Below are 12,137 nucleotides of genomic sequence, written 5' to 3'. Positions count from 1 at the left end.
TCGGCGGCGAGAGCAAGCTTGGACCTTGGCAGCCGGCCCACGTCTGCCACGGTGGGCCGGCGGCCCTGGGAAGGTCTCGCGGGAGCCGGCTGCGCGGCGTAATGTCAATTCATGGTGCCGTTCGGCCGGAAGACTCCGGTCCAGCTGACCGTCGAGCCGTCGACGGTCACCGCCGGCGAGGAGATCATTTGCCGCGTCGACGTCGGGGAGATCGACGCCCAAGGTTCAAGGTGGCCTGGTCGGGCTCTCCTATCTGAACACCTACTCTCAGCGCCCTGACAGCGACGGGGACAGCTCGATCACCGAGGCGGTGATGATCCAGACGGTCCCACTGTTCGCCACACCGTCGAGTGGCAGGTCTGGGCCACCGTGGACCGTCGTCGAGGCCTCGACACCTGGGAGGACGTGCCCCTGGTCGTCCAAGCCGCCCCTGGCGTGCTGGCACACCGCATGCAGACTCCGTCGGAGTCTGCGACCGAGATACCGATGACCGTCGAGCTCGCGACACGAGAGCTTCGGCCTGGTGGCATTCTGGCCGGCACAGTGACCGCGAATCCGACCGTCGAAGGGGTCACGCGGGGCTTGCGTGTTCAACTGGTCAGCGAGCGCCACGAGCAGGACGGCATCGTCGAGCGCGGCGTCGAGGCCGTCGTGACCCTTACCGGCGAAGCTGATCTGCGGCCGGGCGTATCGATCTCTTCCCCCTTCCAGATCGCCGGCCCGGCGGATCCCGCCCCGTGCTGGGACGCGGAGTACAACTCACAGCACTGGTACCTGGAGGTCGTCGCCGACCTGCCCTTCATGCGGGACGAGGTCACCCGCATCGAACTGTTGGTAACCCAGGGACGGAAAGTGCAGGACGTTGGCCAACCCACCTACTACTTCCTGTCCCTCTTGCACGCTCTCCTGCTCTTGGTCGGCGCCGCCCGCCGTCTCCCCTGACGACGGCGGGCGGCGCATCTTGTGGATAACTTCCAGGCCACTGGGCCTCGCACTTGTACGCTTAGTGCAGAGGAAGAGGCGCACGACGGGCAGGCGCACGCCGGACACTCGCAGCCGGGCAGCCACACCACACTCGGCAGACGCAGCCGGACAACTCCAGCCGACTCAGCCCTTGACGCAGATGAGCTGCTTGAGGTGGGCGACGACCTCGACCAGGTCGGACTGGGCGGCGATGACGGACTCGATGTCCTTGTAGGCCGCGGGGATCTCGTCGATCACCCCGGCGTCCTTGCGGGACTCGACGCCCGCGGTCTGCGCAACCAGGTCGTCGACCGTGTACCGGCGCTTCGCCTCGTTGCGGCTCATCCGCCGGCCTGCCCCGTGTGAGGCCGAGTAGAAGGACCGCGCCGAGCCGAGCCCACGGACGACGTACGACCCGGTGCCCATCGACCCCGGGATCAGACCGAGGTCCCCGAGCCCGGCCCGGATCGCGCCCTTGCGGGTGACGAGCAGGTCGAGCCCGTCGATGTGCTCCTCGGCCACGTAGTTGTGGTGGCACGAGATCGGCTGCTCGAACCGCACTTCCTGCGGGAACGACTGCCGCACCGCCTGCATCACGAGCGCCAGCATCACCGCGCGGTTCCGCGATGCGTACTCCTGCGCCCACGTGAGGTCCCGCCGGTACGCGTCCATCTGCGGCGTACCGGACAGGAACACCGCGAGATTGCGGTCCGGCAGATCCGCGTTGTGCGGCAGGTCCCGGGCGATCCGCATGTGCCGCTCGGCGAGTTCCTTGCCGATGTTGCGGCTGCCCGAGTGCAGCATCAGCCAGACCCGGTCCTCGTCGTCGAGGCAGACCTCGATGAAGTGGTTGCCACCACCAAGAGAACCCATCTGCTGCTTGGCCTTCCGCTCCCGGTCCTGCACGCCGTCGTGCAGGCTGGTGAACCCACCCCACAGCCGATCCCACGGCCGCGGGTCGAGCCCGAGCCGACGGACCCCGACCGGGTCCGCATGCGCCCGGAAACCGACCGGTACGGCGGCCTCGATCCGCGACCGGATCGCCGCCAGGTCGTCCGGCAGGTCCGCGGCCGTCAGCGAGGTCAGGACGCCTTCCATCCCGCACCCGATGTCGACCCCGACCGCGGCCGGCGACACCGCCTGCTTCATCGCGATCACGGACCCCACGGTCGCGCCCTTGCCGAGGTGCACGTCCGGCATCACCCGGACCCCGTGCACCCACGGCAGCGCCGCGATGTTCCGCAGCTGCTGCAGCGCCTGAGCCCCGACCTCGTGCTCGGGCGCCCACATGAGCGTAGAGCTCTTGGCCCCACTCAGCTCCACCGGAAACTCCACGTTCATCTCCCCACTCTCCTCGATGGTTGACATGCGGCGGAAGCAGGTCTCGAACCTGCACGCCCGCTGAGGGCTGACCGTTTTCGAAACGGCTGCCGTTAGGCCGAAGCTCGGCTTATTCCGCCTGGGACAGCTGCCAGGGCAGGGGTCGAACCTGCGGGGCCTCGGGTCAGAACCGAGGGTGGGTCACCGTCGCCCACCTGGCATCGCACTCCGCCGCGACGCCGGATGGGTGTCGCGTCAGAGCGCTAACTCGGCACGGGAAGGGATCCATGGCTGCCACAACAGCGGCATCCCGGCCTCTTCCGGCGTACGCGAGCCCTTCTCCTCGTTGCACGCTGCGTGCGCGGCGACGGCGTTCAGCCACTCGCCGCGTCCGCCACGTGAGCGCGGGACGACGTGGTCCATGGTGGTCGCGCCCGGCCTGCCGCAGTACGCGCAGATGTACTTGTCCCGCTTCAGTACGCCGACTCGCGTGTACTGCAGCCGCCCCGACGCGTACCGCCACTTCGTCACCACGTACCGGACCAGGCGCAGCACTCGAGGAAGAGGGAACGGTCCGATGCTGGCGCCGTCATGCGCTTCCTCGACGACGGCGACCTCCCGGACGAGCATCCGGATGGCGTGCGGGATCGACACGACATGGAGCTGCTCGTACGAGGCGTTCAGCACGATCACACCGCTCATGTGGTTCCTCCTCCCTTCCAGTGTGCCCGACCGCGCGCCGTCAGGTCGGTGATCTCGGTGTCGGTCAGTCGGTGCGGCCCCAGGGATTCGAACCCTGAACCTCCTGGTCCTAAGCCAGGCGCCTCTCCCAGTTGGCCAGAGCCGCAGGTACTGCGTTTGTGACGTACGGCGACCGCCCGCCGCGGGCCGGCCGTCGTACGGATCGGGTACGACGCTCTCCGTCGTACGGAGCGATCGTCGTGGTGAGGGTGTCCGGCGGGGCTCGAACCCGCTTCCTCCGGGTCCACGTCCCGGCGCATCGCCCACTTCCGCTTCGGACACAGCACGCCCGGCAGGACTCGAACCTGCACCCTCCTGCTTCGTAGGCAGGCGCTCTCTCCGATTGAGCCACGGGCGTCCAGTGCCCTGCGCCGGATGTGGTGCGGATTTCCGTCGCAGGGCACGTCTGTGGCGCCCGCTCGGCCGGTAGCAAGCATCCTGCGGGCGCCTGGTCCAGCTGGAGGGACTCGAACCCCCGACGTCCTCATCCCAAATGAGGTGGCCTAGCCGCTGGCCGACAGCTGGTGACGTCCCCAGGGCGTTGCGGCCCCGGGGACGGTTGCCCGGGTCGCGCCCGGGCGTCTTCCCCGGCGCACGGGCGGCGCCGCAGGGAAGGTCTCCTGGACCGGTCCGCGGCCCTGGAGAAAATGCGATGAATGTCCAGTTGTCAATTGTTCGTGCCGGTATTCGTGAATACCGGAAAAGCATCGGTGGAAGGAATCGAACCCTCATGACGCGGGTTTGGAATCTGGTCCGCAACCATTGCGCACCGACGCGGGGTGAAACGGGCAAAGAAAAAGGAGCCGCCTGCTGCCGGACACCCGGCTCAGACGACTCCTGGGAGAATCTCCCGCTCGGAGATCACCCAGGTGGGCCGCCCGCACGCGGGCTCAGCTCGCTGCCGAGCTGGTGGTAGAAGGCGTCTTCGCGCACGGATCGCAGGCATGCCGACAAAACCATGGGGCCAGGCCGCCATGCCTTTCTCGGGTTCCGCGTGCCGTACACGATGTCTCCTCGATGTAGTAGTCGTTGCGGAATTAGTCTCACGCATCCCACGCAACCAAGTCAACGCATTTCCCGCATCAATTGTTCCCGAACCTATTTACCGCCCTCTCCGACGTACGCCGCCCCCCTCAGGTTCCCCACCCACCCCGAGGCCGGCCCTCACTCCGCGCCCATTCCGACCTGCCGGCCCCGCAAGCTCTGCGCCTCACCTCGACGCCCAGACCCCTCGAGTTCTGCGCCCCTCACCTTGGCCCCGGGCCCCTCAAGTTCAGCGCCCCGCCGCTCCGATTCCGTCAGCCAACCCGGCTCCCGGGCCCCTCCACGGACCGCCACCGCTCAGCTACGATCCCGACAGATCCGGCCGGGCGGGGTATCCGATTCGGAATCACCCCCACCCTCCCGCTACACTCTTGCCTCGGCGTCCGCGCCACCCGCCGCCTTAGCTCAGTCGGCAGAGCGTCTCACTCGTAATGAGAAGGTCGTCGGTTCGATTCCGACAGGCGGCTCCACCTCTGACCTGCGGAAACGCAGGTCAGACCTCTCCTCCGGGCAAGGTCCGTGGAGCCATTCGTGGATCCAATGCCCTCTACGATGCGGCTTGTGCAGAAGAAGACCAGCCCGAAGAAGCGCCAAACGGGAGGGATTCACCTGCTGCCGTCCGGCTCCCTCCGGGTCCGCGTGTACGCCGGCATCGACCCTGTCAAGAAGAAGAAGCTGTACCTCGAGGAGACGGTCCCGGCCGGGCCGGACGCCTGGGATAAGGCTGAGGCGCTGCGGGCAGAGTTCGTCGCCGAGGTCTACCAGCGGCGTCACCCTCGAACCGATGCCACCGTTGAGCAGTTGATCGAACGGCACCTGAAGGATGGGATCTCTAACAGCGGGCGGGAGTGTGCCCGCGGAAGTACCGGTTGCAGATGATGACCGCCTCGCCAAGGAGGTGCTCGAGCTGGAGGTCCGCAGACTCGGTACTCCCCTGACGACCCTCAGGGCGAAGGTCGCTGCGGATGATAACGGTTCGCTTCACCGACTGCTGGTGGGCGCTATCAAACGGCAAGGGGGACTCCTAGCCGAAATCGAGGACTATGAGCTCGTTGTTCGGATGCCGGCCACGGCCGAAATCCTGGCTACCTATGTCGCGCTAGCTCCCTGACGGACCGGGAGCAGCCGCGGGCGATGTGGGCCGGATGCTTCCACCCACGCGAAGGATACGTTCGCGGTCGAGTTGGAGCGCCGAACCTGTCGCAGCAGCGGACGCGGTCGCAGCGATGACCTCACACACCAGCGCCGGCGCGTCGTGGTGGATGCGGTGCCCAGCTTCGTGTGCGACCACCAGCTGCCCGTGCCAGCGTCGTGCGTGATTCAACTGGACCATTTGCTGGTCGCCGGACACAGCCGTGACCCGCGAGGTACGCAACAACTGCCGAGTGGCGCCTGCTGAACTCCCCGGTGTGGTCGCGGTGTCGGCCTCTGGCGTGACCACGCTGGCCGGTTACTCCAACACCGGAGGTCCGACCGTGGACGTGACGGCGCCAGGTGGCGACGCGGTGCAGACTCCTGGTACGACGTTCGGCCGGGTCCTTGCCGCCTGGTCGAGCACCGATGGCACCGGCCAATGGGAGGCCTTGGCCGCCACCGGGCGCGGGGTCGAGGACGCCAACGGCGCCCGGTGGGTCTGGATCAGTGGGACGTCCATGGCATCGCCTCACGTGGCCGGGGTGGCAGCGCTGATCCGTCAGCTCCACCCCAACTGGAGCCCAGGTGCCGTGGCAGCGCAGATTCGGCGTACTGCGACGCCGACGGCCTGCCCGGCCGTCTGGCCGGCCGATGACGTCCGCCAGTGCACCGGCGGGCCGTCGAGCAACACCTTCTTCGGCGCGGGCATGGTGAACGCCTTGGCCGCCACCTCTTGACACCGAAGCGCTGAGTGGGGCGGGCACCAGCCCGCCCCACTCCCGCCATCTGTGACTCGAAGTCCCGCTGACCGGCGATGTCGCTCAAAGTGATCACGATGAAGAGGCCGATCACGATCTCGCTGACGACCCAGGAGTTTGTTGTTCATCCAGTCCCGGATCCTGGGCAGAGGCCGCGCGGCACGGTCGCCGGGGAGGATCGGAAACAGCGCCGGGGCAGCGACGAACAGGAGCGTCAGCAGCACGAACGGCGGGACCTTCCGCCCGCGCGTACCGCCGAGGCCGTCGCCGGATTGCCCTGACGTGTGGTCGGGGGCTACGAGGCGTCGGATGCGGCTCGGTTCTTGGGCGCTGGTGGTGCGAAGGCGGCTTCGAGCACGTCGACGAGGACGTACGAGACCACTGTTGCAACGATGATCAGCGGCGTGACAGCGGGTCCGGCGCTCGAAGTCAACAGCAACGCGATCACCACCGCCGACAGCGGCAGTCGCAGTGCCGCCGCAATGGTCGCCGCCATCACCGTGGCGATCGCCGCCCCTTCCGGGAACGAGGGGAGGTGCGAGGCGATCAGGCCACCGACAGCGCCGACGAAGATCGCCGGGAACACGGGACCGCCGCGGAAGCTGCCCATCGACACGCTCCACGCGAGTCCCTTGCAGGCGAGGAGCAAGCCGAGCGTGGCGACAGACAGCGTCCCCGCCTGTTCGACGACCGGAATCAGCGCGCGTGAGCCGGAGAAGAGCACGGCGTACGGGGTCTGATCGCTGAGCTGCGCGAACGTGATGGCGAGTCCGGCGACGATCAGACCCGCGAGCGGCAGCAGGAGGAACGGCTTGGGCCGTACACGGACCGCCAGCCTTCGAGCGGCCCAGAAGATCGCGAACGTGACGACGGCGGCGAGCGCGGCGACGGCCACCGTCCAGCAGAAATCGACGACCGTCAGCTGGGGCATCGCCGGAAGCGCGAGCGGGTTGATCGCGTACGCCGATGTGTCCAGTCCCGTGAGGTATCCCATGCCCAGATAGACCAGGGAGCCGATCCCCGCGGCCAGCAGTCCCGGTAGCAGGATCAATGGGAGCATGGCGCCGCCGAGTCCCGCGGCCTCGATCAGGATGACCGCGCTGATCACCGGCGATCCGAACACCATCGCGAGGGCAGCGAAGCTCCCGGCTGCCGCCATCACCATCACCACGTTGTCCGGCGCATCGCTCTTGGCTTTGCGCACTGCGAAGACGGCGAGGCCCGAGCCGAGGGCGATGACCGGCATCGACGGGCCGAGGACGAGCCCGAGGCCCAACGCGGCGAGCCCGGCCAGCAGAATCCCCGGGAGATCTGCGGGGGAGGTCACTCCTCCGGCGAAGCCCTCCGCCGGGACCGGACCACCGTTGCCGGGGAGGCGGACGATCGCGAACGCGCTGATCAGCCCGGCGATCGCGAGCACTGGAAGCGGCCACCACCAAGGGGCATCGCTGAATCCCAGCGCGTGAGGGATGGTGACGTAGACGCGGTCTTGGGTCCACGGAACCAGCGTCAAGAACGCCCACGCGGCCAGGGAAACGAAGAACCCCACGACGGCGGCCAGAACGAGCAGGCGCCGATACCCGGCGGTCCGGACGATCGCCTTCGGATCCCCGGGGGAGGTGGCCTTCTCATCCATCGCTTCTCACTCTCCGGCGCTAGGCGCTGTAACCGCGGCGACCGCGTCCCTCACGGTCTCGAAGACGTTCGCCTGGCCGACGGCGTCCATCGTCCCTGCCCGTTCCAGTACGCCGAATTCGTCCGTATCCGCGTGCGTAAGCAGCAGGCGCACCCCTCTGTCGGCCAGTTGCCCGTGAATCTTGGTCAGCATGTCCGCTCCGTCGAGGTCGATCACAGGGGTCGCCTCGAGGTCGAGCACGACCGCGGTGGCGTCGTACGCCGACACGAGGTCGAGGAGATGCGTGCGGAAGGGCACGGCGTCTGCGAAGAACAGCGGCCCGTTCATCTCGACGACGAGTACGCCGTCTGGGGTCGTCGCATCCGGGTGCGTTTCGGCCTCGACGTAGGCCTGTTCCGCGGGATCGTAGGCCATCCGACGCAACGGCGACTTCGACGCCTGCGCGATGAGCAGCACCAGGGACAACAGCACGCCGAAGACGATGCCGGCGACCACGCCGACGAAGAACAGACCGACCGCGGTCGCTGTGAAGACGAGGAAGTTGATCCTGCTCGCCGTGAAGAACCGCCCCGCGACCTTGAAGTGGATCAATCCCAGGGCAGCGTCGATGACGACCGCTCCGAGTACTGCTTGCGGCAGGTTGGTGAACATCGGAGCCAGCAGCAGCAGCGTCAGAACAGTGAGCCCTGCGACCGTCAGGCCGGCGAGCTGGGTCTTCTGGCCGGCGCTCTCGCTGACAGCGGTCTTGCTCAGGCTGCCGCATCCGGGGAATCCGCCCACGAGAGATGAACCGACCCAGGCCGCGCCCTGCGCGGTGAGCTCCTGGTCGGGGGCGAACTCCTGGTGATGCTTCGCCGCGCTCTCGGTGGCGTTGGCGATGGACTCGCTGTAGCTGACGAGGATGATCGCCAGGGCGCCGACCGCCATCGACAGCCACTGATCGATCGAGAATCCCGTCGGCAGCCCAACACTGGGAAGTCCGGTGGGTACCTCCCCGACGACGTCGACACCGTGCGTGCTCAGATCGAGCAACGAAGACGCCACGATCCCCAAGATCACGACGATGAACGCTCGGGGGAGCTTCGGAGCCGTGAAGCGCAGCAGGAGCAGCAGGCCGACCGCGACGGCGCCGACCGTCAGCGTGGCGGCGTTCGTCAGACCGAGATCCTTCACCATGCCCACGAGCACGTCCCAGTACGAACCAGCGGCTTTGGGGATCCCGAGGATCTTCGGCAGCTGATCGACGATCAGGCCGAAGCCGACCGCGAACACGAAGCCTTCGAGGACTGCCTTCGCGAGGAAGTTCGAGATCCACCCCATCCGGAAGATGCCGAGGAGGATGTAGATCACACCGACGCAGAGCGTGAGCGCAATGACCGTCTGCAGATACTCGGGCGCGGTCGAAGCAACGTAGAGGGCGGCGACCGGCGCGGTGACCGCCGCCACGGAGGCAGAAGGTCCGGTCACGACCTGGCGCGTTGCGGCGAACACCGCGTACAGGACCGAGGCGCCGAGGATCGTGTACAGGCCGTACTGCGCCGGCACGCCGACCACGGCTGCGTACGCCAGCGCTTGCGGGACGACGAGCGCCCACACGGACAGGCCGGCGAGAAGGTCGAGCGGGAGCCACGACCTCTTGTAGTGAGGAAGCCATTCGACGATCGGCATCGTACGGACGAAGACGTTCGGCTTCTGCCGTACCACTGCTGCACCCCGGCTCACATGATCACCTTCCATGGGTGGGGACGAGCTGACTGTCCGGCAGGTGGCGGAACGAGGCGAGTTGCCGCAGGCGCGGCCAGTCCAGGGGAGGCTCGGGTGCGGGGACGCCGGGCCGTTCCCTCGGCACGACCACCCGTAGCGCCCCGGGCCGGATGGTGCAGCGGACCGGGGTCGGCAGCATGACCGTCTCGCCGTCGATGCCGACCGGGATCTCGGGTGCGTCGGCGTCGACGGTGACCTGGCCGGCTGTGAGTACTGTCAGCCCGGTGCCATGCCCACGGCGGATCAGCTCGGCTGCCTGCAGCGCGTTTTGCGCCCGGATGCCGACCACGCCGAGAGGGCCGGCATCAAGCCGGGCGCGGCGACCCAGCCCGGCGACGTCGCCCATCCCATAGGGGTCGTTGCTGACCAGCAGGGCCTGCGGATCATCTATCGTTGTCCCTGCGGCCTGTGCCGTCACATGGGCGCCCTGGTGACCCCTGAGCAGGTCGGGACGCATCTGCAAGGTGGTGCCGCGTTTGTCATCGCGGTAGGCCGGGCTTTGCACCACCTCGGCGTAGACGCCGAACGAGGCGTTGTTGACGAACGTGCGGTCGGCGATAACGCCCAAGTCCACCCGCAGCTCCTCCCCGTCGGTGAGCCCATCCAGACAGGCGGCCGGGTCCTCTCGGTCCAGTCCCAGATCCAGGGCGAAGTGGTTGCGGGTGCCGGCGCTGACCACCAGGAACGGCAGGTCGTGCTCGGCAGCGATGCCGGCCACCAGCGCCTGGGTGCCGTCCCCGCCGGCTACGCCGAGCAGGTCAGCGCCGTCGGCTACCGCCTGGCGGGCCAGCGCAGCCACGTCTACCATCCCTGGGCCTTCCAGCAGCGCCACCTCGGCGCCCAGCTTCTCCGCCTTGTCCTTCAGCCCGAACTTGGTGACCTTCCCGCCACCCGACCTCGGGTTCATGATCACAAACGGCCGCCGGGGGCGCGCGGCCGCAACGGTGAGCGTTCCCTCGTCCTGACCGTCGGTGCCCAGCGCGGCCCGCGCGGTTGCCGCCGCGGCCACCATCAGCGCCAGCGCCACCACGGCAACCCACAGCAGTTGGTTCGATACGAACGCCACCACGATGAGGACCGGCGCCGCGATCACCAGGCCCAGGGCGAGCCACCGAAGGACCCCCCGGTTGGCCAGGAACCAGTACCCTCCCGCCAGCACTGCGATCACACCGACCACGGACAGTGCCGCCTGATCGCCGACAGCGGGACACGCAGCACGGAGACCACTGCCGCGCCGATCAGGGCGCCGACGGCGGGGGTCTCGGCGAGTCCTGGCAGGTGTGCCGCTAACAGTCCGCCGACCAGCCCGAGGAAGATGGCTGGAAATGTCGGGCCCCCGCGGGCGACGCCCATCGACAGTGCCCAAGCGGTTGCCTTTGCAGACAAGTAGTAGGGCCAGCGTCCCCAGTGATGCGATCGCTCCCTGCCGGACGACGAGCGACATGGCTTCTTGGCCGGAGAACAGGACGGTATCGGCGGTTTCACCGCTGATTTCGGCGAATGCGATGGCCACGAGGCCGACCAGTACGGCGGCGGGGATGAGGATCCAGGCTTGTCGTGCAGCCACGGTCCGGGTGCGTCGCGCTAGCTCCATGACCAGGTATACGAGGAGCGCTGCGACCAGTGCCAGTGCCACCGTCCATCCGAAGTCGCTGAGTTGGGGCGTTGGGTATGTGGCCAGCTTGAGCGGCGGCAGGGCCCATGCGTCTGAGCTGAGCCCGGTCAGTGCGCCGACGCCGACGAACACGAGCGAACCGATGCCTGCTGCGAGGAGGCCGGGGAGCAGAACGAGGGGGAGTGTGGATCCGCCCAGGCCGGCAGCCTCGATGATGATGACTGCGCCGATGACCGGTGACCCGAAGATCGTTGCGAGGGCGGCGAAGGCGCCTGCCGCGCCGATGACGAGGCGCGCCTGGTCGGGAATGTCTCGCCGGCTGAGGTTCATCAGCAGCAGTGCCACGCCGGTCCCGATCGCGATGAGTGGTGCCTCGGGGCCGAGCACGAGTCCGAGTCCGAGGGTGGCCAGGGCGGCCAGCAGGACGCCGGGTACCTCGGTGGGCTGTGTCGGCGGACTTGTGCGGAGACCCTCGGAGGGTTCGTGGCCGCCGTGGCCGGGCAGGCGAATCACGGCGAAGGCAATCGCGAAACCAGCGACGGTAAGTATCGGAAGCGGCCACCACCAGGGCTTCGTGTCGTACCCGAGGTTCCTGGGAAGGTCGACGTAGAGCCACTGTTGGAGCGCATGAACGAGTTCGAGGTAGCCCCACGACACCAGCGATACGACGACTCCGATCAGTGCAGCCACTACAAGCAGGCGGTGATACTCCCGACTTCTGATCAAGGCGATGGGATCGGCCAGAGCTGGCGACGTACCCTCACCTGCCCCACGCCGCGGTGTAGGAAGCTCGCTGGTCGAGTCATGGGTCATGTCGATACCTCGGTACCTGTTCCGCGCCGGTCTTACGAACTGGGCGCGGTCCTGCAGCGGTACTCGGGCCCGTGCGCAGCACTTACGGCGCGGTCGCACGCTCGGAGTTCAGCCCACGTTACTCGCGTGCGGCGCGAGACGGCCAGGGCCTGCTACCGGCAGCGGCGTCGGTGATCTGAGTGCATTTTGAGTCGGTGGGCCTCAGTAGGCTACGTGTGGATCTCGTGGAACGCGGCTAGGTGCGTTCCGGCATCGTGAAGTGCCTCATTGCGTCTCGTGGCTGCCCGGCTTCAGTCAACGGCGACTTTCTTCACGACCCGGTGAAGGGATACGCGCCCGTAGACGCGCG

At 67.8% G+C, this 12,137-nt stretch carries 9 protein-coding genes and 7 tRNA genes; 5 read left to right on the top strand and 11 right to left on the bottom strand.

Annotation, left to right across the window (positions count from 1 at the left end; all coding sequences use genetic code 11):
- Window positions 1-486: 486 nt before the first annotated feature.
- Complete coding sequence (locus tag OG555_RS10490; RefSeq protein ID WP_329482620.1) at window positions 487-942, top strand: hypothetical protein; 456 nt, start codon at window positions 487-489, stop codon at window positions 940-942.
- A gap of 165 nt (window positions 943-1,107) precedes the next feature.
- Here OG555_RS10490 and OG555_RS10485 read toward each other — a convergent pair whose 3' ends face one another.
- From OG555_RS10485 to OG555_RS10450, 8 genes are all read right to left on the bottom strand, one after another.
- Complete coding sequence (locus tag OG555_RS10485; RefSeq protein WP_442914494.1) at window positions 1,108-2,304, bottom strand: RtcB family protein; 1,197 nt, start codon at window positions 2,302-2,304, stop codon at window positions 1,108-1,110.
- Between the two features lie 28 nt (window positions 2,305-2,332).
- A tRNA-Ser gene (locus tag OG555_RS10480) sits at window positions 2,333-2,423 on the bottom strand.
- An 8-nt stretch (window positions 2,424-2,431) separates the two neighbouring features.
- A tRNA-Gln gene (locus OG555_RS10475) sits at window positions 2,432-2,504 on the bottom strand.
- Between the two features lie 34 nt (window positions 2,505-2,538).
- Complete coding sequence (locus OG555_RS10470; RefSeq protein WP_329482619.1) at window positions 2,539-2,985, bottom strand: HNH endonuclease; 447 nt, start codon at window positions 2,983-2,985, stop codon at window positions 2,539-2,541.
- A 72-nt stretch (window positions 2,986-3,057) separates the two neighbouring features.
- Window positions 3,058-3,130: transfer RNA gene (locus OG555_RS10465), tRNA-Leu, on the bottom strand.
- Between the two features lie 102 nt (window positions 3,131-3,232).
- Window positions 3,233-3,306 (bottom strand) — tRNA-His (locus OG555_RS10460).
- Window positions 3,307-3,308: 2 nt separating this feature from the next.
- A tRNA-Arg gene (locus OG555_RS10455) sits at window positions 3,309-3,382 on the bottom strand.
- A gap of 91 nt (window positions 3,383-3,473) precedes the next feature.
- Window positions 3,474-3,549: transfer RNA gene (locus OG555_RS10450), tRNA-Pro, on the bottom strand.
- 913 nt (window positions 3,550-4,462) lie between these two features.
- Here OG555_RS10450 and OG555_RS10445 point away from each other — a divergent pair.
- The 4 genes from OG555_RS10445 (at window position 4,463) to OG555_RS10430 (ending at window position 6,241) form a co-directional block, all read left to right on the top strand.
- Window positions 4,463-4,538, top strand: a tRNA-Thr gene (locus tag OG555_RS10445).
- A 91-nt stretch (window positions 4,539-4,629) separates the two neighbouring features.
- The gene (locus tag OG555_RS10440) at window positions 4,630-4,947 is read left to right on the top strand and encodes a hypothetical protein (protein WP_329482618.1); all 318 of its coding nucleotides are present in this window, start codon (window positions 4,630-4,632) and stop codon (window positions 4,945-4,947) included.
- Between the two features lie 476 nt (window positions 4,948-5,423).
- Window positions 5,424-5,939, top strand: coding sequence for a S8 family serine peptidase (locus OG555_RS10435; protein WP_329482617.1), 516 nt, complete (start codon window positions 5,424-5,426; stop codon window positions 5,937-5,939).
- Between the two features lie 98 nt (window positions 5,940-6,037).
- The gene (locus OG555_RS10430) at window positions 6,038-6,241 is read left to right on the top strand and encodes a hypothetical protein (protein WP_329482616.1); all 204 of its coding nucleotides are present in this window, start codon (window positions 6,038-6,040) and stop codon (window positions 6,239-6,241) included.
- A gap of 14 nt (window positions 6,242-6,255) precedes the next feature.
- Here the strand turns inward: OG555_RS10430 and OG555_RS10425 are convergent, their stop codons facing one another.
- Genes OG555_RS10425 through OG555_RS10415 form a run of 3 tightly spaced genes read right to left on the bottom strand, consistent with a single transcriptional unit; the run spans window position 6,256 to window position 11,788 of the window.
- A complete protein-coding gene (locus OG555_RS10425; RefSeq protein ID WP_329482615.1) occupies window positions 6,256-7,596 on the bottom strand; it encodes a chloride channel protein in 1,341 nt (446 codons plus the stop codon).
- 6 nt (window positions 7,597-7,602) lie between these two features.
- Window positions 7,603-9,318, bottom strand: coding sequence for a SulP family inorganic anion transporter (locus OG555_RS10420; protein WP_329482614.1), 1,716 nt, complete (start codon window positions 9,316-9,318; stop codon window positions 7,603-7,605).
- A 4-nt stretch (window positions 9,319-9,322) separates the two neighbouring features.
- Window positions 9,323-11,788 (bottom strand): diacylglycerol kinase family protein, encoded by a 2,466-nt coding sequence (locus OG555_RS10415; RefSeq protein WP_329482613.1) that lies wholly within the window; start codon window positions 11,786-11,788, stop codon window positions 9,323-9,325.
- Window positions 11,789-12,137 lie beyond the last annotated feature (349 nt).

Source organism: Kribbella sp. NBC_01484 (genome assembly GCF_036227145.1).
Taxonomy (GTDB): Bacteria; Actinomycetota; Actinomycetes; order Propionibacteriales; family Kribbellaceae; genus Kribbella.
Note: the sequence above shows the minus strand (reverse complement) of the source record. Positions and strands in the feature narration are given on the sequence as shown.

What these genes read in the sequence shown, in the direction of transcription:
- OG555_RS10470 (WP_329482619.1), bottom strand. Translation starts at nt 2,985, where the DNA reads ATGAGCGGTGTGATCGTGCTGAACGCCTCGTACGAGCAGCTCCATGTC.
- OG555_RS10430 (WP_329482616.1), top strand. Translation starts at nt 6,038, where the DNA reads ATGAAGAGGCCGATCACGATCTCGCTGACGACCCAGGAGTTTGTTGTT.
- OG555_RS10490 (WP_329482620.1), top strand. Translation starts at nt 487, where the DNA reads ATGACCGTCGAGCTCGCGACACGAGAGCTTCGGCCTGGTGGCATTCTG.
- OG555_RS10415 (WP_329482613.1), bottom strand. Translation starts at nt 11,788, where the DNA reads ATGACCCATGACTCGACCAGCGAGCTTCCTACACCGCGGCGTGGGGCA.
- OG555_RS10425 (WP_329482615.1), bottom strand. Translation starts at nt 7,596, where the DNA reads ATGGATGAGAAGGCCACCTCCCCCGGGGATCCGAAGGCGATCGTCCGG.
- OG555_RS10485 (WP_442914494.1), bottom strand. Translation starts at nt 2,304, where the DNA reads ATGAACGTGGAGTTTCCGGTGGAGCTGAGTGGGGCCAAGAGCTCTACG.